The sequence below is a fragment of the Fodinicola feengrottensis genome, from assembly GCF_039530045.1.
GTDB classification, from domain to species: Bacteria; Actinomycetota; Actinomycetes; order Mycobacteriales; family HKI-0501; genus Fodinicola; species Fodinicola feengrottensis.
This window is the reverse complement of sequence record NZ_BAAANY010000011.1, coordinates 74,896-100,608: the sequence shown is the minus strand read 5'-3', so window position 1 is coordinate 100,608 and position 25,713 is coordinate 74,896. Positions and strand designations below refer to the sequence as shown.

The 25,713-nt window shown below is 67.2% G+C and carries 25 protein-coding genes; 15 read left to right on the top strand and 10 right to left on the bottom strand.

The features are described from left to right. Positions 1-28: 28 nt before the first annotated feature. Positions 29-625 (bottom strand): response regulator transcription factor, encoded by a 597-nt coding sequence (locus ABD301_RS17985; protein ID WP_163567563.1) that lies wholly within the window; start codon positions 623-625, stop codon positions 29-31. A 23-nt stretch (positions 626-648) separates the two neighbouring features. On the opposite strand from ABD301_RS17985, the gene ABD301_RS17980 reads away from it, so the two are divergent. From ABD301_RS17980 to ABD301_RS17955, 6 genes are all read left to right on the top strand, one after another. Then, positions 649-1,749 carry a sensor histidine kinase gene (locus ABD301_RS17980; protein ID WP_344311394.1) on the top strand — a complete coding sequence of 367 codons (1,101 nt, stop codon included), beginning with the start codon at positions 649-651 and terminating at the stop codon, positions 1,747-1,749. 22 nt (positions 1,750-1,771) lie between these two features. Next, complete coding sequence (gene mnmA, locus ABD301_RS17975) at positions 1,772-2,875, top strand: tRNA 2-thiouridine(34) synthase MnmA (RefSeq protein WP_344311393.1); 1,104 nt, start codon at positions 1,772-1,774, stop codon at positions 2,873-2,875. A 196-nt stretch (positions 2,876-3,071) separates the two neighbouring features. Beyond that, a complete protein-coding gene (locus ABD301_RS17970; protein WP_344311392.1) occupies positions 3,072-3,236 on the top strand; it encodes a hypothetical protein in 165 nt (54 codons plus the stop codon). Further along, entirely contained in the window at positions 3,233-4,294 is a 1,062-nt protein-coding gene (locus ABD301_RS17965; protein ID WP_344311391.1) for a methionine synthase, read from the top strand. The genes ABD301_RS17970 and ABD301_RS17965 overlap by 4 nt, the downstream gene beginning before the upstream one ends. Positions 4,295-4,553: 259 nt before the next feature. Continuing rightward, positions 4,554-6,683, top strand: a complete 2,130-nt coding sequence (gene ligA / locus ABD301_RS17960; RefSeq protein WP_344311390.1) for an NAD-dependent DNA ligase LigA — start codon at positions 4,554-4,556, stop codon at positions 6,681-6,683. An 80-nt stretch (positions 6,684-6,763) separates the two neighbouring features. After that, on the top strand, positions 6,764-8,839 hold the full coding sequence (locus ABD301_RS17955; protein ID WP_344311389.1) for a putative bifunctional diguanylate cyclase/phosphodiesterase: 2,076 nt from the start codon (positions 6,764-6,766) through the stop codon (positions 8,837-8,839). A gap of 22 nt (positions 8,840-8,861) precedes the next feature. On the opposite strand, the gene ABD301_RS17950 is transcribed toward ABD301_RS17955, so the two are convergent. Beyond that, positions 8,862-9,566 carry a dienelactone hydrolase family protein gene (locus ABD301_RS17950; RefSeq protein WP_344311388.1) on the bottom strand — a complete coding sequence of 235 codons (705 nt, stop codon included), beginning with the start codon at positions 9,564-9,566 and terminating at the stop codon, positions 8,862-8,864. 91 nt (positions 9,567-9,657) lie between these two features. Here ABD301_RS17950 and ABD301_RS17945 point away from each other — a divergent pair, with 91 nt between their 5' ends. The 6 genes from ABD301_RS17945 to ABD301_RS17920 all read left to right on the top strand — a co-directional run bounded on the left by ABD301_RS17945 (position 9,658) and on the right by ABD301_RS17920 (position 14,577). Continuing rightward, on the top strand, positions 9,658-10,083 hold the full coding sequence (locus ABD301_RS17945; protein WP_163567568.1) for a hypothetical protein: 426 nt from the start codon (positions 9,658-9,660) through the stop codon (positions 10,081-10,083). A 97-nt stretch (positions 10,084-10,180) separates the two neighbouring features. Beyond that, positions 10,181-10,480, top strand: coding sequence for an Asp-tRNA(Asn)/Glu-tRNA(Gln) amidotransferase subunit GatC (gene gatC / locus ABD301_RS17940; RefSeq protein ID WP_163567569.1), 300 nt, complete (start codon positions 10,181-10,183; stop codon positions 10,478-10,480). After that, positions 10,477-11,979 (top strand): Asp-tRNA(Asn)/Glu-tRNA(Gln) amidotransferase subunit GatA, encoded by a 1,503-nt coding sequence (gene gatA, locus ABD301_RS17935; protein WP_344311386.1) that lies wholly within the window; start codon positions 10,477-10,479, stop codon positions 11,977-11,979. Before gatC ends, gatA begins: the two co-directional genes overlap by 4 nt. An 8-nt stretch (positions 11,980-11,987) precedes the next feature. Next, the gene (gatB, locus tag ABD301_RS17930) at positions 11,988-13,472 is read left to right on the top strand and encodes an Asp-tRNA(Asn)/Glu-tRNA(Gln) amidotransferase subunit GatB (protein ID WP_344311433.1); all 1,485 of its coding nucleotides are present in this window, start codon (positions 11,988-11,990) and stop codon (positions 13,470-13,472) included. A gap of 113 nt (positions 13,473-13,585) precedes the next feature. Beyond that, positions 13,586-14,008: a hypothetical protein gene (locus ABD301_RS17925; protein ID WP_344311385.1), complete on the top strand. Its 423-nt coding sequence runs from the start codon at positions 13,586-13,588 to the stop codon at positions 14,006-14,008. Next, positions 14,008-14,577, top strand: a complete 570-nt coding sequence (locus ABD301_RS17920) for a hypothetical protein (RefSeq protein ID WP_344311384.1) — start codon at positions 14,008-14,010, stop codon at positions 14,575-14,577. Before ABD301_RS17925 ends, ABD301_RS17920 begins: the two co-directional genes overlap by 1 nt. Here the strand turns inward: ABD301_RS17920 and ABD301_RS17915 are convergent. Together ABD301_RS17915 and ABD301_RS17910 are read right to left on the bottom strand one after the other, a co-directional pair. Continuing rightward, positions 14,564-15,739: a PQQ-dependent sugar dehydrogenase gene (locus ABD301_RS17915; RefSeq protein ID WP_344311383.1), complete on the bottom strand. Its 1,176-nt coding sequence runs from the start codon at positions 15,737-15,739 to the stop codon at positions 14,564-14,566. The genes ABD301_RS17920 and ABD301_RS17915 overlap by 14 nt on opposite strands. Before the next feature lie 120 nt (positions 15,740-15,859). Then, a complete protein-coding gene (locus tag ABD301_RS17910; protein ID WP_344311382.1) occupies positions 15,860-16,231 on the bottom strand; it encodes a PH domain-containing protein in 372 nt (123 codons plus the stop codon). 155 nt (positions 16,232-16,386) lie between these two features. On the opposite strand from ABD301_RS17910, the gene ilvD reads away from it, so the two are divergent. From ilvD to ABD301_RS17895, 3 genes are all read left to right on the top strand, one after another. Continuing rightward, entirely contained in the window at positions 16,387-18,081 is a 1,695-nt protein-coding gene (gene ilvD, locus ABD301_RS17905; RefSeq protein WP_344311381.1) for a dihydroxy-acid dehydratase, read from the top strand. A gap of 117 nt (positions 18,082-18,198) precedes the next feature. Further along, on the top strand, positions 18,199-18,678 hold the full coding sequence (locus ABD301_RS17900; protein ID WP_425551959.1) for an Lrp/AsnC family transcriptional regulator: 480 nt from the start codon (positions 18,199-18,201) through the stop codon (positions 18,676-18,678). Next, positions 18,675-20,033: an aspartate aminotransferase family protein gene (locus ABD301_RS17895; RefSeq protein WP_344311379.1), complete on the top strand. Its 1,359-nt coding sequence runs from the start codon at positions 18,675-18,677 to the stop codon at positions 20,031-20,033. The genes ABD301_RS17900 and ABD301_RS17895 overlap by 4 nt, the downstream gene beginning before the upstream one ends. Positions 20,034-20,058: 25 nt before the next feature. On the opposite strand, the gene ABD301_RS17890 is transcribed toward ABD301_RS17895, so the two are convergent. The 6 genes from ABD301_RS17890 to ABD301_RS17865 all read right to left on the bottom strand — a co-directional run bounded on the left by ABD301_RS17890 (position 20,059) and on the right by ABD301_RS17865 (position 25,589). Beyond that, positions 20,059-20,412 carry a hypothetical protein gene (locus tag ABD301_RS17890; RefSeq protein ID WP_163573875.1) on the bottom strand — a complete coding sequence of 118 codons (354 nt, stop codon included), beginning with the start codon at positions 20,410-20,412 and terminating at the stop codon, positions 20,059-20,061. A gap of 82 nt (positions 20,413-20,494) precedes the next feature. Beyond that, a complete protein-coding gene (locus tag ABD301_RS17885; protein ID WP_344311378.1) occupies positions 20,495-22,372 on the bottom strand; it encodes a glycosyltransferase in 1,878 nt (625 codons plus the stop codon). A gap of 266 nt (positions 22,373-22,638) precedes the next feature. Beyond that, complete coding sequence (locus ABD301_RS17880; protein WP_344311377.1) at positions 22,639-23,868, bottom strand: intermediate filament family protein; 1,230 nt, start codon at positions 23,866-23,868, stop codon at positions 22,639-22,641. Further along, a complete protein-coding gene (locus ABD301_RS17875) occupies positions 23,865-24,437 on the bottom strand; it encodes a hypothetical protein (protein WP_344311376.1) in 573 nt (190 codons plus the stop codon). Before ABD301_RS17875 ends, ABD301_RS17880 begins: the two co-directional genes overlap by 4 nt. A 37-nt stretch (positions 24,438-24,474) precedes the next feature. Beyond that, positions 24,475-24,705 (bottom strand): DUF397 domain-containing protein, encoded by a 231-nt coding sequence (locus ABD301_RS17870; protein ID WP_163573867.1) that lies wholly within the window; start codon positions 24,703-24,705, stop codon positions 24,475-24,477. Beyond that, positions 24,702-25,589 carry a helix-turn-helix domain-containing protein gene (locus ABD301_RS17865; protein WP_344311375.1) on the bottom strand — a complete coding sequence of 296 codons (888 nt, stop codon included), beginning with the start codon at positions 25,587-25,589 and terminating at the stop codon, positions 24,702-24,704. The genes ABD301_RS17870 and ABD301_RS17865 overlap by 4 nt, the downstream gene beginning before the upstream one ends. Between the last annotated feature and the right edge of the window lie 124 nt (positions 25,590-25,713).

Genomic DNA, 25,713 nt, shown 5'->3' with positions numbered 1-25,713 from the left:
GCGGCGAAGGATGTAGGCTGTCTCAGCCTTAGGACGTGTGTGCCTGGGCGATCAGCGCGGCCTGCGTACGACTGCTGACGCCGAGTTTTCCAAGCACGTTGCTGACGTGTGTTTTGACCGTACGCTCGGAAAGGGTCAGCCGGCCGGCGATGTCCTGATTGGACAGTCCGGCGCCGAGCAGGTCCAGGATCTCGCGCTCGCGGGCGGTCAGGGCACCGAGCGGATCCGGCCCACCGGACAGCAGCTCGGCGGCGGACGGGGTCAGCGCGGTAATGCCGGCGTGGGCGGCTCGTACGGCCGCGGCCAGCTCGGCTCCGCTGGAGTCCTTCAGCGCGAAGCCGGCCGCACCGGCCGCGAGTGCCCGCTGGATCTCGTGCTGGCGGCCCACCGTTGTCAGCATCACCACCCGCGGCCCGCGGATCTTCGTGAGCAGGTCGAGCCCGTCGACGTCCGGCAGGTGGAGGTCCAGCAGTACGACGTCCACCTCGTCGTCGCCCAGACGGTTGAGCAGCGCGGTGCCGGTGCCGAGCTGGCCGACCACGGTCAGGTCCGGTTGCGCGTCCAGGATCAGCGCGAGCCCCTCTCGTACCAGCGCATGGTCGTCGACGACCAGGATCCGGATCACTCCCGCAGACTACGGTGACTGGCGTGAGAGAGCGTTTGGCGGACGGAGTTCTCGTCCTGGTGTTGGCGGCGGTTTTCGCGGTTTCCGGCACTTGGCGGTCGTGGGCCGACGCGGGCCGCTGGGACGCCGTCAGCCTGGCTCTGTCGATCGCCTGCATCGCGGCCCTGCCGCTGCGCCGGAGAATGCCCGCGACAGTGCTGGTCGTGCTGACCGCGGCGACTGCCGGCCACCTGCTGCTGGGGGCTTCCCGGCTGATCTATCTGCCGGTGCTGGTGGCGCTCTATGCCGCTTCCCTGCATGGCTCCCGCTGGGTGCGGTGGGGCCTGTGCGCGGTCGCGACGGCGGTGGTCACGATCGCGGCGACCACGTTCGCGGGCGTGACCGAAGGTGGCGTGCTGGCGTTGGTGATCTTCGGGGTGGCGTGGCTGCTCGGCGCCGAACGGCATCGGCACAGCGCCGAGCGCTCGGCGCTGCTGGCCGAGCAGGCCCGCCGCGGCGCCGAGATCCAGTTGGCGCACCAGCATCGCGCGCAGGCCCGGGAGCGGGAGGTGATCGCCCGGCGGCTGCATGACGCGCTTGCGCACACGGTCACGGTGATGCTGGTGCAAGCCGAGGCTGTGCGTACGATTGGCCGTCTGACCAGCGACGATGCCGTGAGAGTCGACCAGATCCTGGCTGCTGGCCGGGACGCCCTCGCGCAGGTGCGGGCGACCCTCGCGGACCTACATGACCCGCTGCCGGACGCCACCGACCTCGGTGGCGTCCTGGAGCAGTTGCGAGGGGCCGGCCTCGACATCGCTCCGGTGCCGGACCTGCCGTCCGGCCCGCTGGTCAGCCGGATCGTCATCGAGGCGGCCACCAACGCGTTGCGGCACGCCGGTCCGGGCACCGCGGTGGACGTACGAGTGGAGCCAGCGCCGCGGCACTGCCGGCTGGTGGTCCGCAGCGGGCCACCGGCGGCCGGCTGGCCGTCGATCGGCCCGACTCCGGGCCGTGGGCTGCGCGGACTGGCCGCCGAGGCGACCGAACACGGCGGCCGGCTGGCGTACGGGCCAACCGTGGACGGCGGCTGGACCGTGACCGCTGAGCTCCCTCGTTCGTACAGCTACCCTGGTGGGGAGTGATTCGCAGCAGGAGGGAAGGGCTATGAAGGTGCTCGCCGCCATGTCCGGGGGCGTCGACTCGGCGGTGGCCGCCGCGTTCGCCGCCGAAGCCGGGCACGACGTGACCGGGGTGCACCTCGCGTTGGCCCGCAACCCGCAGACCCACCGAACCGGTGCTCGCGGCTGCTGCACGAAGGAAGACGCGCACGACGCCCGCCGGGCCGCTGACGTGATCGGCATCCCGTTTTATGTGTGGGACATGGCCGAGCGGTTCCACGAGGACGTGATCGAGGACTTCGTCGCTGAGTATGCCGCCGGCCGTACGCCCAATCCGTGCCTGCGCTGCAACGAGAAAATCAAGTTCACCGCGGTTCTGGACCGGGCCCGCGCGCTCGGTTTCGACGCTGTGGTCACCGGACACCACGCCCGGCTGTCCACTGTGGACGGTGTGCCGACGTTGCGGCGCAGCGTTGATTTCGGCAAGGACCAGTCATATGTGCTGGCGGTGTGTACGAGCGAGCAGTTGCGGCACGCGATGTTCCCGCTCGGGGGCATCACCAAGGACGAGGTGCGCCAACAAGCCGCCGACCGCGGGCTGGCCGTCGCAGACAAGCCGGACAGCCACGACATCTGTTTCGTCTCCGACGGGGACACCGCCGGGTTTTTGCGGCGGGCACTGGGAGAGCGGTCCGGTGAGATCGTGGACGCGGCCAGCGGCGAGGTGGTCGGCGAGCATGACGGCGCGTACGCGTTCACCGTGGGGCAGCGCAAAGGACTGAAGATCGGCCGGCCGGCGGCGGACGGCAAACCGCGCTATGTGCTGGATATCGAGCCGGTCTCCAACACTGTCCACATCGGACCCGCGGATGCGTTGGACGTCACCGAAGTGCGCGCCGAGCGTCCAGTGTGGACAGACGGCGTCCAGCCGTCTTTTCCGGTGCGGGCACAGGTGCAGTTGCGGGCCCACGGCGAGCCCATGGACGCGACCGTCAGCCTGGACGGCGATCAGGTGGTGGCCACCTTGGACAGTCCAGCCCGTGGGGTGGCGGCCGGACAGGCGCTGGTCGTCTATCGACCCGACGCCGCCGGGGATGTCGTGCTCGGATCGGCCACCATCATGCGGTCCGGCCAGCCGGCGCTGCACTGACCGCCGGCGGATGGGCTACTGGCAGACTGGCGCGGTGACCGTGTTGATGGCCGCAGTGTTGATGGCCGCAGTTCCTGCGGCGGCGCGTCCGGTTCGTGTCGCCGGGGCGCCCAAAGGGCGGGCACCCCACCGCCACGAACCTGGGCGGCCTCCGGCCGCTGCGCGGGCGTGGTTGGGTTGGCCTGGGGTGATGACGATGGGGACGTTTCGGCGACTGGCTGACGGTGGTGTCCAGTTTTGGTGCATACACGAGGCAACCGAGGTGATCGCGATAGATCTGCACGGCGGCGCCGGCTTTGAGCGAATCTTCCTGCAGGTGGCCGATCCGGCCGCGGTCGTACGAGAGTTGGCGGCCGCATGACTTATGAGCAGGCGTGGGATGAGGCGGCGGCCGTACAGGCGGGAACGCCGACAGCCCGCTGGCCGGTCGGGGCGGCGACCGGGATCGGGTCGATGCCCGGCACCGATGTGGTCGAGGCGACCGCGACCGTCCTGGGGGAGCTGCCGGACTTCCCACATTTGCCCGAGTTGCCCGGCCGGGGCGCTGGCGCGGACCTGATCGGGCGGTCCACCGGCATCCTGGTCGAGCTGCCCGTCGAGGTCGCGGTGACCGCGTGGCGGATGGCATCGCGGCCGGGCCGGGACACCCGCCGGATCGCCGACCTGTTGGCCCGTGACCTGGACACGCTCTCCGAGCAAGCGGACGGTTACAGCGGCCCGCTCAAGATCCAGGTCGCCGGCCCGTGGACCCTGGCTGGCCAGGTCGAGCTGCGCAACGGCGAGCGGGTGCTCACCGACCACGGCGCCACCGCCGAGCTGGTCGCGTCCCTTGCCCAGGGGCTCGCCGACCATGTCGCGGACCTGCGCCGCCGAGTTCCCGGCGCGACCATCGTCACCCAACTTGACGAGCCAACCCTGCCCGCTGTGCTGGAAGGTTCGCTGCGTACGGCCAGCGGCTACCGCACGGTTCCGCCGGTCGAGACCACTGTCGTCGAGCGCGACCTCCGGGCCGTCCTTACCGCCGCCGGCGGCCTGACCGCCATCCACTGCTGCGCCCCAGACGTGCCGCTGGCGCTGCTGCGTCGTACCGGCGTGAGCGCCGTCGCCGTCGACATGTCCTTGCTGGACCTCGCGGACTCCGCCGAAGTGGACAGGATCGCCGAACACATCGACTCCGGCGTCATCCTGATGGCCGGCGTGCTCCCCGGCGACGGCACCGACCCGTCCACTCTGCCAGCCGCCGACGTACTCGCCGACAAACTCCGCAAACTGGTCACCAGCGCCGGCTTCGGACTGGAACGAGTGCCAGCGGCACTCACCGTCACCCCCTCCTGCGGCCTCGCCGGCGCGAGCGCCGACTACGCCCAGGCAGCACTCAAACGCTGCGTAGAGGTAGGCCGAGCCCTCGCCGCCGGCTGATTTTCTCACCCGCGCCACGCCGGTTGGTGCGCGAAATTGTCGTAGGTGTCTGTTTTTCTTTCCCCCTCCCTTTGAACGGGCGGGGGGTGGGTTGAGAGGTGGACCCTAATTTTTTAGTTGAACATTGGTCCTCGAACCCGCCCCCCACCCGTCACTGGGTGGGGGCAAATCTGCCGGAGGGGTACGACAGTTTCGCGCCGGGCCTGGTCGGGAGGCTGCCGCGAGGCGGAAGGTCGTACCCGTCGGCCACAATGCAGTCGTGGCAGAAGAACAGCAGGCAGAGGCCGGCACCGAGGTCCCGTCGAAGGCGCGGCATCGCGCGGCGGAGTTGACCGAGCAGATCGACGGGCATCAGTTCGCGTATTACATCAAGGACGCGCCGACCGTCTCTGACACCGAGTATGACCATCTCCTGCGTGAGCTGATGGCGCTGGAGGACCAATACCCGGCGCTGCGCAGCCCGCAGAGCCCCACCCAACGGGTCGGTGGCACGTTCTCCACGGCGTTCACCGCGGTCGATCATCTGGAGCGGATGCTCAGCCTCGACAACGCGTTCTCGGCGGACGAGCTGGCCAGCTGGAACGAGCGGGTGGAGCGGGAGATCGGCGCCCGGGCGCATTTTCTCTGCGAGCTCAAGATCGATGGACTTGCGGTGAACCTTTTGTACGAGGATGGTCGACTTACCCGGGCTTTGACCCGTGGCAACGGGGTGACCGGTGAGGACGTGACGCTCAACATTCGGACCATTGACGCGGTGCCGGTGGAGCTGGCCCGCGACTCCGCGGCGGGACCGCCGCCGGAGCTGCTTGAGGTGCGTGGCGAGGTCTTCCTGCCGGTGGCCGGCTTCGCGCAGCTCAACGCGAGCCTGGTGGAGGCCGGCAAGGCCCCGTTCGCCAACCCGCGCAACTCCGCGGCCGGGTCGCTGCGGCAGAAGGATCCGAAGGTGACCGCCAGTCGGCCGCTGACGATGCTGGTGCACGGTACGGGCGCGCGTCGCGGCTTCGCGCCGGAGCGGCAGTCCGAGACGTATGACAAGCTCCGCGCCTGGGGGCTGCCGGTCTCGACCCGCTACCAGGTCGTGGACACGCTCGAAGAGGTGCAGGCCTTCATCGAGTATTACGGCGTCCACCGGCACGATGTCGAGCATGAGATCGACGGCGTGGTCGTCAAGGTCGACGAGGTCGCGCTGCAGCGCCAGCTCGGCTCCACGTCGCGGGCGCCGCGGTGGGCGATCGCGTACAAGTATCCGCCGGAAGAGGTCAACACCAAGCTGCTGGACATCCGGGTCAACGTCGGCCGGACCGGCCGGGTGACGCCGTACGGCGTGATGGAACCGGTGCAGGTGGCCGGGTCCACCGTGGAGATGGCGACCCTGCACAACGCCGACGAGGTACGCCGTAAGGGCGTGCTGATCGGCGACACCGTGGTGTTGCGCAAGGCCGGCGACGTGATTCCGGAGATAGTCGGGCCGGTCGCGGATCTGCGTGATGGCACCGAGCGCGAGTTCGTGATGCCGGCATTGTGCCCGGAATGCCACACCCCGCTGCGCCCCGAACGCGAGGGCGACAAGGACATTCGCTGCCCGAACAGTAGGTTTTGTCCAGCCCAGCTGCGCGAACGACTGTTTCACCTTGCCTCCAGGGGCGCATTCGACATCGAGGTGCTGGGCTACGAAGCGGCGGTCGCGCTGCTGGATTCCGGTGTGCTGACCGACGAGGGGGATCTCTTCTCACTGACAGAGGAAAAGCTCGTTACGGTTGAGCTGTTTACCAGGAAGTCTGACGGCGAGCTCACCGCCAATGCCAGGAAATTGTTGGATAACTTGGAAGAGGCAAAAGATCGTCCACTGTGGAGAGTGATGGTTGGACTGTCCATAAGGCACGTCGGACCCACCGCCTCGCAGGCCCTCGCGACCGAATTCGGTGACCTGGACGAGATTCTGCAAGCGCCCGCCGAGCGATTGGCCGAGGCGGACGGGGTTGGCCCGACCATCGCGGCCGCGCTGCTCGATTGGGCAACGGTGGACTGGCACCGCGAGGTTGTCCGCAAATGGCGGGAAGCTGGGGTGCGGATGGTCGACGAGCGGGCCGAAGGCATTCCACGTACGCTCGCCGGCCTTACCATTGTGGTGACAGGGTCGCTGGAGGAATTCTCCCGCGATGACGCGAAAGCTGCCATTCTCGGCCGAGGTGGTAAGGCAAGTGGCTCTGTTTCCAAAAAAACCGATTTCGTCGTAGCGGGCGAAAAGCCGGGTTCCAAGTACGACAAAGCGATCCAATTGGGGGTGCCGGTCCTGGATGAAAGCGGGTTTGGGGTGTTGCTGGCGGATGGGCCGGACGCAGCCCGCGCTGTCACCCTCAACCCGCCGGCGGCGAATCCGCCGGAATAGTCCACAAGCGCGCCCGCGCGTGCACGTGCATCGACGCGCTATCGTCGCGGGAGCGACCTGATGTGCGTCATGGGGGTTTGGTGACAACAGCCGATCCGCGCGACCTCACGCCTTCTTGGCGTGAGTGGCGATTCTGGCTGTTCGTATGCCTGGCGGCGCTCGCCGCACTGGCCGTGATCAGGTACGGAGCGGCCACCGACATTGGCTCGTTGGGTAAACTTCCGCCCTCCTTCTGGGTTATCGCGGCAATGGTGGTGATTGGCGAACTCTGGCCAGTGGCGGCCATGGCCACCGACGGTCGCCGGCCGACCGCGCAGGGCAACGGTTTGGTCGCGTCGACCACTTTTGTCTTCGCCGTCCTGATCTTTTGGGGCCTCGGTGCCGCGATCGTCATTCAGATCATCGGCATCATGCTCGCCGACCTGCCGCGGCGGCGGGCCATCTACCGGACGATTTTCAACATCAGCCAGTACTCGCTCAGCTGGGCGGCCGCTCACGTCGTCCTGACCGTGATGGTGGCCGACCGGCATCCGGGGTCGCCGCTGGACCTGCACCCGCGGGTGCTGCCGGCGATAGTGCTCGCCGCGGTGGCGTATTTCCTGGCCAATGACCTGCTGGTCTCGATCATGGCGAAGCTGCACATGGGCGGCACCCTGCGCAGCCATTTCTTCTACGCCTTTGGTTACCACCTTTTCAGTGAAGGTGCGTTACTCGCGCTGGCCCCGATCGTGGTGATCGCGCTGCAGCAGAGCCCGTGGTATTTGCCGCTCCTGTTGGTCGCGTTGATAGCTGTGCAGCAGAACGCGAGGGTGAGCAACCGGCACCAGCGGCTGGCGCTGCACGACGAGCTGACCGGGCTCGCCAACCGCAAGCTGCTCTACAACAGCGCGGTGCAGGCGCTTTCGGACGCGCGCGAGACCGGCCGGTCCGTCGGCGTGCTTTTCCTTGACCTCGACCACTTCAAGAGCGTCAACGACACCCTCGGCCATCACGTCGGCGACCAACTGCTGCAGGACGTGGCCAACCGGCTCACCCGGTCCGTACGCGCCGACGACATCGTCTCCAGGGTCGGCGGCGACGAGTTCGCGGTGTTGTTGCCCGGCTTGGTCGACCAGTGGACCGCCGCCGAGGTGGCGGACCGGGTGTCCGACGCGTTGGCCGCGCCGTTCAGCCCGCACGGCGAGGCGGCCGTACGCATCGACCTTGGCGGCTCGATCGGGATCGCGTTCTTCCCGGCGCATGGCGAGGACGTGGACACGATTTTCCAGCACGCCGACGCGGCCATGTACACCGCGAAGTCCCGAGGCCTGGACAGCGTCGTCTATTCCGACCACAGCACCGAAGGCATCGGCGGCGCGATCCTCACCGAGCTGCGGGAGGCGCTGCAGTCCGGCCCGGAGACGGCCGGCCTCGCCGTGCACTACCAGCCGCAGGTTGAGCTTGGCTCCGGCGAGGTGGTCGGCGTGGAGGCGTTGGTCCGCTGGCGGCATCAGCGGCTCGGCTGGATCGCGCCCACCGAGTTCGTCCCGATGGCCGAGCGCGGGGTGCTGATCGGCGAGCTGACCCGCTGGATGCTGGACACCAGCCTCGCTCAGCTGCGTGACTGGGAGGACGCCGGCTTGAAGCTGAGGGTCGCCGTCAACATCAGCGTCCGGGACCTGCAGTCCGTCGAGTTGGCCGACTTCCTGGCCCGCCGGCTGGTGCACTACCAGCTGCCGGCCGACCGGCTGCGGGTCGAGATCGACGACGCGAGCAGCATCTCCGGCCGGGAGAACGTGCAGGCCGCTTTGGATGCGCTGGAAGACCTCGGTGTCGGCATCAGCCTGGACCACTTCGGCATTGGCTACTGCAGCCTCACTCGGCTGCGCCGGCTGCCGGTCAGCGAGGTCAAGATCGACTCGTCGTTCGTCTCGCGGCTGATGTCCGACGACGATGATGCCGCGGTCGTACGCTCGATCGTCGACCTCGCGAGCGCGCTGGAACTCGCGGTGGTCGCCGAGGGCGTGGAGGACGAGCCGACCTGGCGGGCCCTCGCCGCGTTGGGCTGCAACGGCGCCCAGGGCAACTACTTCGCTCACCCCATGCCGCCCGAGGACGTCGTGCTGCTGCTGCGCGACGGCAGCCGCTTCCCGCTCCTGCGCGCTGTCTCGTCCTAACCCGTGCGGGGCGCTGCGGACCTCAGCTGAGGTGGGTGGCGAAAAAGGTGAGCACCCGGCGCCAGGCGTCCTGGTTGGCGTCGTGGTCGTAGCCCAGGCCGGCGATCCGCATCAGCGGAGCGAACGGGCCGACGGGGAGGCGGTTGGCGAACCCGTGGCCGGCGCCCGCGTACTCCTTGACGTCGTGTACGACCTCGCGTTCGGTCAGCAGCTGGTCGAGCTTGGCGGCCGCCCCACGCAGCCCGAAGTCGCGTCCGCCGAAGCTCGCCACGATCGGGCAGGCGTCGTCGAAGGCGCTTTCGTCCCGCGGCATCGGTCCGTAGTAGGGCGCGCTCGCGTCGAACCCGCGGGCCGCGGTGACCAGCGCGAAGCCGCCGCCCATGCAGAAGCCGGCGACACCGACCTTGCCGTTGGAGTTCGGATGCGAGAGCAGCTCCTGCCGGGCGGCCTCGATGTCGTCGAAGGCCTGGCCCTTCGCGGCAAGCAACTGGCGGAAGACCGACTGGACGCAGCGGACGAAGCCGCCGCGATGGAACAGGTCCGGCACCAGCGCGAAGTAGCCGGCGGTGCCGAACCGGTCGGCGATCTCCCGTACGTCGTCGGACATCCCGAAGGCGTCATGCACGATCACCACGGCCGGCCACGGCCCGTCGCCGGACACCTCCGGCTGCGGCACGGCCAGGTAGCCGTGGATGGATCCGGCCGAGGTGGGGATAGTCACGTCCACGCAGCTGAACCTACTCCCAGTTTTCTCGCTCGGGAGGGGTCCCACGCCGTCGTTCGTACGATGGGCATCCGCATCGAGGAAGGAAAGCGCTGTGATGGCCCGACCTGTGTTGCCTGAGGATCTTCCGCAAGAGGCCAATCAGGCGTACGGATGCATGGCGATCGCCCTGGGGCTGACCGCGCTGGTGATGGTGGTGAACCTGCTGCTGGGCGGCAACCCCTCTGGCGTACTCGGCCTGTTGTTGACGCTCGGCACGTTCTCCGGGACCCAGGCATTGCGACGGCGTGCCCGCTACGGCCGGACTCTCGCGACGATCTGTGGTTCGGTGCTGGTCCTCATCCAGCTGGGCACGATCGTGCTGATCGTCGCGCTCGCCGCCACTTTCGGTGCGCTGGCGGTCATCCTGACCACGCTCATTGGCCTTGTCATCGTGGCCCTCGTGGTGGCCACCCTGGTCTTCATGTTCCGCCCCAGCGTCACCGCGTTCCTGGAGGCCACGCCAGCACCGGCCCGCTGAGCCAGCCGGGCGTAATGCAGTGGAGGTCGGGTACGGGTGAGTCCGTAAACTGAGTGATCGATCCATCGCTCACGGACGAAAGCGAGCCCGCATCAGCATGTCCGTCATCACCCGAGCCGAGGTTCAGCATCTCGCCAAGCTGGCCCGGATCGAGCTCACCGACGACGAGCTCGATCACTATTCCGGCCAGCTCGACGTGATCCTGTCCTCGATCGCCCAGATCTCCGAGGTCGCCGCGGATGACATCCCGCCGACCTCGCACCCACTGCCGCTCACCAACGTGATGCGGCCGGACCAAGTGCGTCCGTCGCTGCCGGCCAACGACGTGCTGGCCGGCGCGCCGGCGGCCGAGCAGCAGCGCTTCCGGGTGCCGCAGATCCTGGGAGACGAACAATGAGCGACCTGACCGCGCTGACGGCGGCTGAGCTGGGCAGCAAGATCGCCAGCCGCGAGGTCAGCAGCCGGGAGGTCGTGGATGCCCACTACGACCGGATCGCCAAGGTCGACGACAAGGTGCACGCCTTTCTGCACCTGGACACCGAAGGCGCCCGCAAACAGGCGGACGAGGTCGACGCGCGGATCGCCAAGGGCGAGAAGCTCGGCCCGCTCGCCGGGGTGCCGCTCGCGCTCAAGGACGTGATCGTCCAGAAGAACGTGCCCACCACCGCGGGATCCAAGATCCTGGAAGGCTGGCGCCCGCCGTACGACGCGACCGTGGTCAAGCGGCTGCGCGAGGCCGGCATCGTCATCCTCGGCAAGACGAACATGGACGAGTTCGCGATGGGCTCGTCGACGGAGCATTCGGCGTACGGGCCGACCCACAACCCGTGGGATCTGGAGCGCATCCCGGGTGGTTCCGGCGGCGGCTCGTCGGCGGCGGTGGCGGCCAGGATGGCGCCGTTGGGCATCGGTACGGACACCGGCGGCTCGATCCGGCAGCCCGGTGCGGTCACCGGCACGGTCGGCATGAAACCGACGTATGGCGGCGTCTCGCGTCATGGCCTGATCGCCTTCTCCTCGTCGCTCGACCAGGCCGGCCCGGTCACCCGCAACATCCTCGACGCGGCGCTGCTGCACGAGGTCATCGGCGGTCACGACCCGATGGACTCCACGTCGATCGACGCACCGGTCCCGCCGGTCGTCGAGGCCGCCCGGGCGGCTGACGTGAGTGGCATGCGGATCGGTGTCGTACGAGAGTTCGCCGGCGATGGTTATCAGCCCGATGTGAGCGCCCGCGTCGACGAGGCGGTCGCGTTGCTGACCAAGCTCGGCGCCGAGGTCGTCGAGGTGTCGTGCCCGCACTTCGTGCATGCCCTCCCGGCGTACTACCTGATCGCCCCCAGCGAGTGCTCGTCCAACCTGGCCCGCTTCGACGCCATGCGTTATGGCCTGCGGGTCGGCGACGACGGGACGAAGTCGGCCGAGGAGGTCACCTCGCTGACCCGTGCGGCCGGCTTCGGAGCCGAGGTCAAGCGCCGGATCATGATTGGGACGTACGCGCTGTCCTCCGGCTACTACGACGCCTATTACGGCCAGGCGCAGAAGGTGCGGACTCTCATCACCCGCGACTTCGAGGCCGCGTTCGAGCAGGTCGACGTGCTCGTCTCGCCGACCACGCCCACCACGGCGTTCAAGATCGGGGAGCGGGTTGACGACCCGATGCAGATGTATTTCGCCGACCTGTGCACCATCCCGTCGAACCTGTCCGGTGGTGCCGCGATGAGCGTTCCGGTCGGGGTGGACTCGAACAACCTGCCGGTGGGCCTGCAGGTGATGGCACCCGCGATGGCCGACGACCGGCCGTATCGGGTGGGTGCCGCGCTGGAGGCGGCGCTGACCGAGCAGTGGGGCGGCTCGCTGCTGAGCCGCGCGCCGGAGCTGGAGGAGTCCAAGTGAGCGACTTGATGCCGTACGACGAGGCGGTCGAGAAGTTCGACCCGGTTTTCGGTCTTGAGGTGCACGTCGAGCTGGGCACCGCGACCAAGATGTTCTGCGGCTGTTCGACGGTGTTCGGCGCCGAGCCGAACACCCAGACCTGCCCGACCTGTCTGGGCATGCCCGGCGCCCTGCCAGTGGTCAACGAGCTGGGCGTCGAGGGCGCGATCCGGATCGGCCTCGCGCTGAACTGCTCGATCGCGCCATGGAGCCGGTTCGCCCGGAAGAACTACTTCTATCCGGACATGCCGAAGAACTTCCAGACTTCGCAATATGACGAGCCGATCTGTTTCGACGGCTATCTGGACGTCGAGGTCGACGGCGAGACGATTCGGGTCGGCATCGAGCGTGCGCACATGGAGGAGGACACCGGCAAATCGCTGCACGTGGGCGGCGCTACCGGTCGCATCCAGGGCGCCTCGCACTCGCTGGTCGACTACAACCGCGCCGGCATCCCGCTGATCGAGATCGTCACCAAACCGGTCGAGGGCATCGGCGCGCGTACGCCCCAGGTCGCTCGCGCGGTTGTCGGTGAGATCCGCGAGATCGTCCGCGGCCTCGGGGTGTCCGAGGCACGGATGGAGCGCGGCCAGCTCCGCTGTGACGCCAACCTGTCGCTGCGCAGGTCGCCGGACGTGCCGTTCGGCACCCGGTCCGAGACGAAGAACGTGAACTCGCTGCGCAGCGTCGAGCGAGCCTTCACCTACGAGATCCGCCGGCAGGCCGCGCTGCTGACCGACGGCGGCACGGTCGTACAGGAGACCCGGCACTTCCACGAGGACAACGGCTCCACCACCTCCGGCCGGATCAAGGAGGAGGCGGAGGACTACCGCTACTTCCCGGAACCCGACCTGGTCCCGGTGGCGCCTCCCGCCGAGTGGGTGCAGAAGCTGCGTGCCGCACTGCCCGAGCGGCCGAGTGAGCGCCGCCGCCGGCTGCAGTCCGAGTGGGGATTCTCCGACAAGGACATGGCCTCCGCGGTCGGTGCCGGTGCTGTCGACCTGATCGAGGCGACGGTGGCGGCTGGTACGACCTCGGACACGGCCCGCAAGTGGTGGCTGGGTGAGTTGGCTCGGCGGGCCAACGAAAACGGCCTGGACCTGGACGCCCAGGGCGTCACCCCGGCGCAGATCGCCGAGCTGCAGTCGCTGGTCGACTCGGGCCGGTTGAACGACAAGCTCGCTCGGCAGGTGCTGGAGGGCGTGTTGGCCGGCGAAGGCTCGCCGACCGAGGTCGTGCAGGCCCGCGGCCTGGAGGTGGTGTCCGACACCGGTGCGCTCAGCGCCGCGGTGGACGAGGCGATCGCCGCCAACCCGGACGTGGCCGACAAGATTCGCGCCGGCAAGGTCGCCGCCGCCGGCGCCCTCGTCGGTGCCGTCATGAAGGCCACCAAGGGATCTGCCGACGCCAAGACCGTCCGCGACCTCATCCTCGAGAAGCTGGGCACCGTCTAAGGGCGGTCGCGGAGGTCCTCAGAACGTGCCAGCCCCTGGGCGACGGTCCCTCTCGTGGCGGTGAGACGCCTAGCGTCTTGCTAGTCGGGAAAGAAAACCGCATGGGGGTTGGGATGTCCGCACCACTGGTACCAGTTGTCATCGATTCGACCGCCGACGCGAGGGTCAGCTTCGGGCCGAACCAGCTGTGTCAGTTGCACAAGGGCCGCAACCAGTTCGGGTTGCGGCCGGGCGCGTACCACGCTGTGATGTCCATCCGAGCCCTCGGCGCGACCAAGGGCCTCGCCGAGGTGAACTTCGTGGCGCGGCCCGGGCAGCCGGTTGTCCTGCACTACGACGGCCCACTGCTCGGCCCGCTCTCCCAGGGACCGGGCGTGAACCACGGCACAGTTGGGTTCGGCCCGACCGGTGGACCGGAGACCGATCGGCGCCGTCGAAACCGGGCGCTGTTCTGGGTGTTGATCGCGGTCGGCCCGGCGATGGGCATCCTTGCCGCACTTATGGCCGTTATCTTCGTCGCGTTGGCGGCCCACTGATGACCACTGGGCCGCGGCCGATGGCCTTGAAGGAGCCTCAGCTCGTCACTCGGGGGCCGTTTCGCACCATCGTCTTCAAGGTCCGGCGCGGCACCGGCGTGGAACTGCCGTCGTGCTGCGTCCGCCATGGGCTGCCGGCGGTGCTGCGAGAGGACATCACCGCGACCTATCCCGCGGTCCGATCCGAAGCTATGCGACGCGCGTTGTTCCGCCAGCGGGACGAAGGAGGTTTCACCTATCCCGTGTCGATCGCCGGGTGGCCCTTCTGTCGGCGGTGCGTACGCAGACGTACGGCCGTCCGCCGGGCCGTCGGATACGCGTTCTTGGTGGTCTGGGGAGCGTTGTTGGCACTCATCGGGGCGTACGGCTACTTCGGCCTCGGGTCCGTGGTGGCCATCGGGTTCGCCTTGTTCGCGGCTGTTCCGGTGTCGGCTGTCCTGGTCATTCAGCTCCAGCGCGGCAACTGGGAGCTGGTCGCTCACATCCACTCGACGCACGAGGGCCAACGGGTTGAAGTACGACAGCCTTCGGATGCCTTCGTCGAAGCACTCGACATTAGAGCTGGCTGACGCCTCCGCCGCCCGGCGGAACGACGCGGAGGATCTTGTCGTCGTCGGCGGCGGGGGAGCCGCGGCCGTCCTTGTTGGAGGTGGTGACCCACAGCGAGCCGTCGGGGGCGACCATGACCGTACGCAGCCGGCCGTACTGACCCTTGAGAGCGTCCTGCGGCTTGCCGGTCACCTGGCCGGTGCTCGCGTCGAGTCCGACGACCCAGAGGCATTTGCCGGTCAGCGCGCCGAGCACGGCGTTGTTGCCGGCGATGGCGAGCCCGGCCGGCGAGGCCTGCGAGGTCGGCCAGGTCTGCAGCGGGTTCACGAACTTGGGGTCCTGGCCGGTGCCTTCCACGGTCGGCCAGCCGTAGTTCTTGCCGGGCTGGATGAGGTTCAGCTCGTCGAACTTGTCCTGCCCGAACTCGGTGGCATAGAGCCGGTTCTTGGCGTCCCAGGCGAGGCCTTCGACGTTGCGGTGACCGTACGAGTAGACCAGTGAGTTGGGGAACGGGTTGCCGGGCGCGGGCTTGCCATCCAGCGTCATCCGCAGGATCTTGCCGCCGAGGCTGCTGGTGTTCTGGGCGTTGGCGGTGGTGCCGGCGTCGCCGGTGCCCGCGTACAAATAGCCGTCCGGGCCGATCGCCAGCCGACCGCCGTCGTGGTGATCGGCGACCGGGATGCCGGTCACGATCGGCTGCGGCTGGCCGCCCAGCACCAGCTTGGCGATCCGGTTGTCGCTGGCCGTCGAGTAGTAGATGAAGACGGTCTTGTCCGTCGCGTATTTCGGCGAGACCGCGATGCCGAGCAGCCCGCCCTCACCCTTGCCAGCGACCTGCTTGAGGGTCTGCACGGTGGTCGTCGCGCCGTTCGGCGCGACCTTCAGGATGCGGTGGCTGTCCCGCTCGGTGACCAGCGCGTTCTTGTCCGGCAAGAAGGCCATCCCCCACGGCACCGCGAGGTTCTTGACCAGCACCTGCACGCCCAGACCGCCGTCGTCGGTGGGCGACTGGGACGGCGAGGGGGTCGGCGACACGGTGGGCGTCGGCAGGTTCGGCGGCTCGCCGGAGGTGTCGCCGGGCGGCCCGAAAGCGCAGCCGGCCAGCGCGAAAACCAGGACTCCGGCGGTCAGGGCGCTGACGCCTGCGCGAGTACGAGTACGAAGGCGTGGCGACGCTGGCATGAGTTCAAGCGTATGCCACCTCCGCCGCCGCTCCGGGACCGCCCGGAATGCCCGATTGTCACGTTGTCGGGGAGAATGCCAGCTCAGCACCCCAATAACGGCACAATCGGATTCCGATTGTCACGACGCGGCGAGGTCCTGCTTGCCGGCCGCGAGCAGCCGCGGCAGGTCCGCGGACTGCACCGCCGGGAAGCGTACGAGCCGGCCGTCGGTCAGTTTCAGCGAGACCCGGCGGCGGTCGGTGATGAACCCGGCCACCTCCGACCAGGCGAAGGACCGGGTGGTGACCGCGGACCGTACTCGGATGCCCGACGGCGACACATCGACGCCGGTGCGCAGCCCGTAGATCAGCAGCGCGAGCGGGATGAGCATGATCGGCGTCGTCCACCACACCTGCGCGACGGCGGCCGCGGAGCCGAAGAGCGCGACGGCGGCGGCGATGGGGACGGCGACCGGCTGGCGGAACTTGACGATCTCGGGATGGCGTGCCACGCCCCAGATGCTCGCAGACGCCGAAGCCCGCCGTAGGCTGGGGTTTACCGTCCAACCAGCCGACCGCCCAGCGCCGACCCCGGGTTGCTGGACCGGCCGTTCACTGCCAGTACGCGCCTTCGCGTACTGATCGCTCCCGAGGGACCAGAACACCGATGACCAGCACCGAAGAATCCCGGTACGCCCCCAAGCCACGCAGCACCGAGGTCACCGACGGCCTCGAGCGGGCCGCCGCCCGCGGCATGCTGCGGGCGGTCGGGATGGGCGACGAGGACTTCAAGAAGCCGCAGATCGGCATCGCCAGCAGCTGGAACGAGATCACCCCCTGCAACCTCAGCCTGCAGCGGCTCGCCCAGTCCGCGAAGGAGGGCGTACACGCCGCCGGCGGCTATCCGTTGGAGTTCGGCACCATCTCGGTCTCCGACGGCATCTCTATGGGCCACGTCGGCATGCACTTCTCGCTGGTCTCCCGGGAGATCATCGCGGACAGCGTGGAGACCGTCATGCAGGCCGAGCGCCTCGACGGCTCGGTGCTGCTGGCCGGCTGCGACAAGTCGCTGCCCGGCATGTTGATGGCCGCCGCCCGGCTCGACCTCGCGTCCGTCTTCCTGTACGCCGGCAGCACGCTGCCCGGCAAGGTGGGCGATAAGGACGTGACGATCATCGACGCCTTCGAGGCGGTCGGTGCCTGCGCCCGCGGCCTGATCACCCGCGCGGAGGTCGACGCGATCGAGCGGGCCATGTGCCCGGTCGAGGGCGCCTGCGCCGGCATGTACACCGCGAACACGATGGCCAGCGCCGCCGAAGCGCTTGGCATGGCGCTGCCCGGCTCGGCCGCGCCGCCGGCTGTGGACCGCCGCCGGGACGGGTATGCGCGCGCGTCCGGCGAGGCCGTCGTACAGATGCTGCGCCTGCGGCTGACCGCCCGCCAGATCCTCACCAAGGACGCCTTCGAGAACGCGATCACCGTCGTGATGGCGCTCGGCGGCTCGACCAACGCCGTGTTGCACCTGCTCGCGATCGCCCGCGAGGCCGGTGTTGACCTCGCCATCGACGACTTCAACCGGATCGGCGACAAGACGCCGCACCTGGCCGACGTGAAGCCGTTCGGGCGGTACGTGATGAGCGACGTGGACCGCATCGGCGGGGTGCCGGTGGTCATGCGTGCGCTGCTCGACGCGGGGCTGCTGCACGGCGACGCGATGACCGTCACGGGTCGTACGCTCGCGGAGAACCTCGCCGACATCAATCCGCCGGACGTGGACGGCACGATCATCCGGGCGATGTCCAAGCCGATCCACCCGACCGGTGGCCTGACCATTCTGCGCGGATCGCTCGCCCCCGACGGCGCGGTCGTCAAGAGCGCCGGCCTGCCGTATGAGGTTTTCGAAGGCACCGCCCGTGTTTTCGAGCGCGAGCAGGGCGCGATGGACGCGGTCACCAACGGCACCCTGAACAAGGGTGACGTGGTGGTGATCCGCTACGAGGGGCCCAAGGGTGGCCCGGGCATGCGCGAGATGCTCGCGGTGACCGGCGCGATCAAGGGCGCTGGGCTGGGCAAGGACGTGTTGTTGTTGACCGACGGCCGGTTCTCCGGCGGCACCACCGGGCCGTGCATCGGCCACATCGCGCCGGAAGCGATCGTGGGTGGGCCGATCGCGCTGGTCGAGGAGGGCGACAGGATCCGGCTGGACCTGAAGGCTCGTACGCTCGACCTGCTCGTCGACGACACCGAGCTGGCTCGCCGCCGGGAGCACTGGAAGCCGGAACCGCCCCAGTTCACCACCGGTGTGCTCGGCAAATACGCGAAGCTGGTCGGTTCCGCCGCGCAGGGCGCCATCTGCGAGTAGCGCGACCGATTCCCGCGCTCATGGGCTACCGTGGCCGCCGATTCCGTTGAATGAGCGACTTCAATCAACGGAATCGGTGGCTAATGGCGTTGACAGTGGGCTGTCCGCCCACTCAGAATGGGGCTCATGCCGGGAACGGGTGGTCGGGAGTCGGCGCTTGACGACACGTCACGTGCCATTGTCGCGCAGCTGCAGGCCGACGGCCGCAAGTCGTACGCGGCGATTGGCAAGGCGGTCGGGCTGTCCGAAGCCGCGGTGCGCCAACGCGTACAGCGGCTGCTCGACAACGACGTCATGCAGATCGTCGCGGTCACCGATCCGCTCACGGTGGGCTTTCACCGGCAGGCCATGGTGGGCCTGAAAGTCAGCGGAGACGTGGAAAAAGTCGTCGAGAAACTCGTCGCCGTCGACGAGATCGACTATGTCGTGGTGACCGCCGGCTCGTTCGACCTGATCGTGGAAATCGTGGTGTCCGACGACGAACACCTGCTCCGGCTGCTGAACCACACCATTCGGGCCATCGATGGAGTGACCTCGACGGAGACTTTTGTCTACCTCCGGCTGGCCAAACAGACCTACTCGTGGGGAATCCGATGACCGATCTTTCCGCCTCCGCCCGGGACCACCTGTGGATGCATTTCACCCGGCTGTCGTCGTACGAGCAGAGCCCGGTGCCGGTGATCGTGAAGGGCGACGGCCCGTACATCTGGGACTCCGCCGGAAAGCGTTACCTGGACGGCCTTTCCGGCCTGTATGTGGTCAACGCTGGGCACGGCCGGACCGAGATCGCCGAAGCCGCCGCCCGGCAGGCCAGCACGCTCGGCTATTTCCCGGTCTGGTCGTACGCGCATCCAGCGGCCATCGAGCTGGCCGAGCGGCTGTCGACTTTGACGCCCGGTGATCTCAACCGGGTTTTCTTCACCAGCGGGGGATCCGAGGCCGTCGAGAGTGCCTGGAAACTCGCCAGGCAATATCACAAGGTCACCGGAAATCCGCACAAATTCAAGATCATCAGTCGCAACATCGCGTATCACGGCACCACGATGGGCGCGTTGTCGATCACCGGAATTCCGTCTATCCGCACGCCTTTCGAGCCGCTCGTGCCCGGCGCGGTCAAGGTGCCGAACACGAATTTCTATCGCGCCACCGAGCACGCCGACAATCTTGACGAATTCGGCCGCTGGGCCGCCGACGCGATCGCGCAGACGATCGAGATCGAGGGACCGGAGACGGTCGCCGCGGTGATCTTGGAGCCCGTGCAGAACTCTGGCGGCTCGTTCCCGCCGCCGCCCGGATATTTCCAGCGCGTACGCGAAATCTGCGATGAGAACAATGTGCTGCTGATTTCCGACGAGGTGATTTGCGCCTTCGGTCGGTTGGGGGAGTATTTCGCCGCCAACCGCTACGGCTATGTGCCGGACATCATCACCTGCGCCAAAGGTCTCACGTCCGGCTATGCGCCACTCGGCGCGATGATCGCCAGCGAGCGCTTGGTCGAGCCGTTCCTGAGCGGCGAGAACAGCTTCTCGCACGGCATCACCTTCGGCGGCCACCCGGTGTCGTCCGCGGTCGCACTGGCGAACCTGGATATTTTCGAGAAGGAAGACCTGAACGGCAACGTCCAGCGCAACCAGGCCGCTTTCCGCGCCACCCTGGACAAACTTGCCGACCTGCCGATCGTCGGAGACGTACGCGGCGACGGGTATTTCTACGCGCTGGAGCTGGTGAAAGACAAGGCCACCAAGGAAACCTTCAACGACGACGAGGCCGAGCGCCTGCTGCGCGGCTTCCTCTCGGGAGCCCTGTACGAGCAGGGCCTGCACTGTCGCGCCGACGACCGCGGCGACCCGGTCATCCAGCTCGCGCCGCCGCTCATCTGCGACCAGTCCCATTTCGACGAAATCGAAGGCATCCTGCGCTCCGTCCTCACCGAAGCCTGGTCCCGCCTATAAAAGGTCGTGAGGGGAGCGGGCTCGGTCACCTGCCCGCGAGGACGAAGATGGCCGGTGACAGCACCACGAAGACCAGCCAGCCGGCCAGTGTCCACGGCCAGCCGCGGCGAGGTCGAGACCGCTCCCAGACGACTCCGACGGTGCCCAGCAGGACTCCGATGACGCAGAAAATCGCCGGGCCGATCATGGTAAGTGTGTACACCAGATCTGATCGGCAATAGAGCGTTTCCGGCAGCCCCGGAATGCAGCGAGGGCCATCCGCGAATAGGACCGTGACGACTGTCCAGAGGAAGGTGATCGGCAGGCCAAGCGCAGCCTCAATAATGACCATGGCCAGCAAGCCCCGGTGCACCCGCCTGCTGTCCCCGGTCGCTGTCATCTCTTCAGCTAACAGGCTGGCCGCCAGATCTGTAAGACCAGTCGAGCAGCCGCGAGGGCAGTTATCGGCACCGCCCCCGAAGTCACACCTTCTGGCCTTCGGCGGTGTCGGCGCCGGTCGGCGCGGTGGGCAGGGTCGACTGGCGTAGGTCGCGGGCGGCCAGCCAGCCCAGCAGGGGCGCAGTCGCGTACGTGCTCGCCTGCCAGCCGAAGCCGAGGCACAGCAACAAAGTGCTCACGCCGGCAGGCAGCAGGAACGGGATCGCGACGACCACGGCGATACACGCGACACAAAGGGCGATCTCGGTCCAAGCCTCAGAGACCCAGCGCAAGCGGCTCGACGTCGTCCGGAACTTGCTCGTACGCCGCCAGAGCGCCGGCTTTCCCAGCAGCACGCTGAAAGCCGCCGTGGAGATCGTCGGTTTCACCGCCATCAAAGCGATCGCGCCGCCCATCATCTCCGCGAGGCCGGTGCCCACGTACGTACGGAAGATCAGCCATCGCATGATCCGGCGCCCCAAAAGCACGGCTACCAACGGAATCAGGAGGACTGGGCTCAGCGGCAGGGCTTCGTGATGCACGATCATCGAGACGAGCAGGGCGACACCTGCCGGTAGGCTCAGAACCGTACTTCCCGTCACCAGCACCAAAAAGCCATAGTGACCGTGCCGCAAGCGCTGCCGTCCGGTCAGCTTCGACGGCTTGCCGCCGAGCCAGCCCGGTAGATAAAGCCGCGCGTGCGCCTTGAATTCCTGGCCCGGTCCGTACGTCCACCGGAAGCGCTGCTTCTTCAGCTCGGTCAGGTTTTCCGGAATGAGACCGAAACCGTACTGGCGGCGCAGGAAGATGGAACGGTAGCCGACCGCGTGCGCCCGGATCGCGAACTCCGAGTCCTCGGTCTGGCACCACCCTGCCCAGCCGCCGGCCACGTCTAGTGTCTCCAGCCGGATCATCGACATTGTGCCGACCGTGAGACCGGCGTCCTGCTCGTTGCGGGACACCATCTCCGTTCCCTGGGCCCACATGTAGCCGGTGTGCACCATTCGTGCGTACGTCGAGTGTTCGAAATCGCGATATCCGTGCGGGCACTGGACGAAACCGAGCTCCGGGTCCTCGAAAAGCCCTACCGTCTCGGCCAGCCACCGCGGCGTGACCTGGTAGTCGGCGTCGACGAGCGCGACCAGTTGGGTTCGTGGATCGACGTGCTGGCGGGCCCAGTTCAGCGCGCCAGCCTTCGCGCCGGTAATGCCTTCCACGTGCAGGAACCGAAAACGCGGACCCAGCCGTTCGCAGTGTTCCTGGACCGGGCGCCACAGTCGCTCGTCGGCGGTGTTGTTGTCGATCAGCATGACCTCGAAATTCGGGTAGTCCAGCCGCGCGATCGCGTCGAGGGTGGCGATCACGATTTCTGGCGGTTCCGCGTACGTCGGCACCTGGACGGTCACGAAAGGCGCGTCCGCCGCCGGCACCGCGCCGGTTCGCGGATCCCGGGAGTGCCGCCAGACGCGGCGAAGCGCGACCTCCCAGTTCTCGAAGGTCTGCATGAGGCTCGAGGGCGTACGCAGGACGCTTATCACCAGGCCAGCGCCGATCAGGATCGCCGTCGTCAGGCTGGCCGTCATGCCGAACAGGTGCAAGAACGCGACGACGATGCCGGTGACCGTACTGGCCAGCAGCGATGCCCACGCGACCGTGGCCGCCGGCCGAAAGTCAGCGGCGCGCCAGGTCACGAGCAGCGCGACCACCGCCGCGGGGACAGTGACGACCCCGACCGTCCACAAGTCCATGCCGGCACCTCCGGCGACCAGCCCGCCGGCGACGAAACAGCCGAGCGGGTCGGTCCAGTCGGCGCCCGGACGTTGGCGACCGCGGCGTACGTCCAGGGTGAGCAACAAGATGGCGCACAGGTGGGCAACACCCGTGACGACGAACAAGACCTCGCCAGCGGCGAGCGGCAACACGGCAACTCCTGGGGACTCAAGCGTGATTGGAACGTTTCACCACGTTCCACCCCAGCAGTGTGACAACCGTCAGCAACCGGGCGGCGACCCCGATTCCCACATATTGGGACGAGCCGACAGCTCCGGTCAGCCACGGATGATTGGCTGGATATCAGCGATTCAGTTGAGCAGAAAGGCAATTACACACAAGGGGCCGAACAGGCGACTGACCGTCGGTTCGCCTGCCAAGTGGAGGTGCTGAAGCGGCCCGATTGTCGCCATGTGCGTCAGGGGCGGGGTGGTTGGGGGCCGCGATGTGGCTGTCGTGCTGGCGTTGGGGGATCGCCGGCTGGTTGTCGGCCGGGTGGGGGCGGACGGCGGCGGGCCGCGGGGAACGGCTCGGCCAGTTGTCCCTGTTGCGAGCCCCAGGCGGAGCGCGGCACGGTCGTTGCTGGTCCGGGGCCAGGTGGTACGGGAGGTTGCTGGGAGGCTCTGGCCGCTGGCGCGGCGCGCGTCGGGCCGGGCTCGCCGCGGCGTCGTGGTTGTGCGGCCGTACGAGCGGCTTGGGCGTCGATGCTGTCCGCGTGCTCGTTGATCACGAGATGTTGGCTGTTGACGTGCGCGTACATGTGGTCCAGCCCGGCCGCGTTCTCGTTTGTCGCCCGTAAAAGGGTGTCATGGCGTTCGTTGAGGTCGTTGAGACCTCTCGTCACGTCGTTCGTCGCCACCTGAGTGTCCTCGACGCGTTCACTGAGATCGGCCTCGACCCGACTGACATCTGCTTGTAAATGACCGTCCGCCGACTGTCTCTCGGACCTTTCGGTGGCGGCCTGACTGGCCAGCTCCGTGATGGCGTGTTGGCGGGTTTGGCTTTCGTGCCGCAGTTGCGAGTCGAACTGACCGATTCTTGCGTCCTGCTGAGCGATTTTGGCCTCTTGCTGGGCAATTTTGGCTTGGTACGGTGCGACGGCCTCAGCGACGGCCTGGTTGATCGTTTGTTGCATGTCCGCGCGGCTGACGTGCGTCTCTTGCATCGCGGTGATGGTGTCGGCGACATCGGACATCTCGGTGGAGAGCTGCCGGCGGTCGTCTCGCAGCTGTGTCTGCAGGTCGCGGTCGCGTATCTTGCCTTCGTGCTCTACCCGGTCCAGTTCGGCCAATGGCTGGGCTTCAGGATTCTGCCCGCGATCACGCTGAACCTTGAATTTCTGCGACTCCTTTTTCGCGCCGCGTACGGTGAAATACGCCTGAGCGACGAGTTGCAGGCCAGCCCCGCCGAGGAGCTTCAGGGTGGCCTCGGTCATCGACCCGGAGAACGCGGCCCACCCTGAGCTGAACCAAAGACTCAGCGTGGTTGCGGTAGTAAACGCCAACTGCGCCGGCATTGTCCTGGCAGTCGTCGTTAAACTGTCCCTGAGCTTCTTGAGCGCATTCTTCTGCGCCCCCGGATCAACCACGTCTGCCTTAACCAGCAGATCGGTTTTCCAGTTCGCGAGGCCGCTTCTGGAAAAACTCATGATGCTTGTAAGAATCCGCAGCGGTTAGCGACGATCATTGGCAGAGCCTGAGCGACGTTCGTCGCGACATCGTCGGGGCTTACCTCAATTTCCTCGGCGTACGCGACTACTGCGTCCCAGATCGAGCGATGATAGGCAGCTATGCACCAGATCGCATAGACCGGTTGGTTCGCGCGGATCATGATGCGCCCTTCACGGGCGATTTGATAGACGCCTGGCTCGTTTTCGATGGCGCCAAAGCCATCGGCGAGAGGGAAGAGTCGATGTGACTGGAGGAACTCGGCGGGCTTGTCAGTGTCCAGTTCGGCAAGGAGGCGGTCGTCGACGAGAGCCTTCGTGTGTTCGGCCGCAGATGCGATGCCCAGTTTCGTTGACGCCTGGATCAGCCGGTCGCGGCTCAGCGTGAGTGAGGCGGCTGACTCAAGATCTGCGAACGCCACTGTCCAGACTTTCCAGACGTCTGGTGGCAGTGGGGCGTAGCCGCCCGGCAAGATCACTTCGTGATGCTGGCCACCGCCCTGGTAGCGAGGTCCGGACTCGAAACCGATCGGGATGAGGACGGTTGGCATGCGGCGAGCCTAGCAGCGATCTTGGCGGTGCGGAGAGTTACCGTTTTGTCTGACTCACGAAGGCCTGCCACGCCGCCGACGAGAAGAACAAGGCCGGCCCTGCCACGTTCTTGGTGTCCCGGACTCCGACCGTGAGGGCGGCCACGCCGACCTCGACGCACTCGGCTTGGCCGCCGCTGCGAGTGCTCTTACGCCAGCTACCGACCTCCACGCACTCGGACTGGCCAGTGCTGCGAGAACTCTTGCGCCAGCTGACAATTAGTGTCATGTGTCGACTCCCCTGATGAGTTCGATGGACTCTTCTGGGGTCAAGCATGCACGACTAACGCGATCGAACATAGCCTGATACCGCAAGATTCTTTCGCTTGCGGTGACGTGAAGTTCCTTCGTCTCGGTTTCCACCACAACGACCTGTGGTGCGTTGCCTATGTCGAAGATGTAGAACGAGTTCAGTGGTGCCGACTCGTATCCGAGAACTGCTCCGAACGGCAGGATTCGGAGGTTGACGTTCGGGTGAGCGGCCGCTTCGATCAGATGCTCGAGCTGTTCAGCTTGTACGTCGGGCGGCGCCGTTCTACGCCGGATAACGCTTTCGTCAAGTACGACAGCATATTTCGTGGGGCTGTCGTCGCGGTCCAGGATCTTTTGGCGCTCCCGGCGGCCAGCGATCGCCGCTTCGTCGTCCACTGGCATCGCGGCTTCCTTGTCCGCATAACGAAGTGCCATGTACGCGGCAGTTTGCAGCAGTCCGGGAATGAACATCAGCGAGAAGACCCGCAGTCGGCGGGCCTCTGCTTCCAACTCGGCGAAGGCGGCCTCGCGTTCGGGCATGTTGCTGGTTTTCCACCAGCCGCGGTCGTTTGCGTCGCGGGCCTGCCTGATCAGGATTTTGGCCTGGTCCGGTGGCGTTTCCAGTACATCGAGGATTTTCATCACCAGTGCCACGTCCGGCGTGGCCTCGCCGTTCTCCAGGCGCGAGATGCGCGTACCGGAGCAGCCGCAGCGGTTGCCCAGCTCGATCTGGGTCAGCTTGGCCGCGATCCGCAGCGTACGCAGCTCGTCGCCGACCTTCACCCGACCCATTCGCGGCACTGATCCCTTCTCCGTAATTTTGCGATAACGCGTGCGATTCGACCCTGCTTCGTCGGTCATCGCCAGCCTCCCCGTATTGTCCGCCCATGAAAATCCGGTGATACCGTCGCCAACATGGCAGAGATTCGCGGATTTCACAAATAGTCGTCTGGCGCATAATTCGAATACGAGAATTTACGCTGCC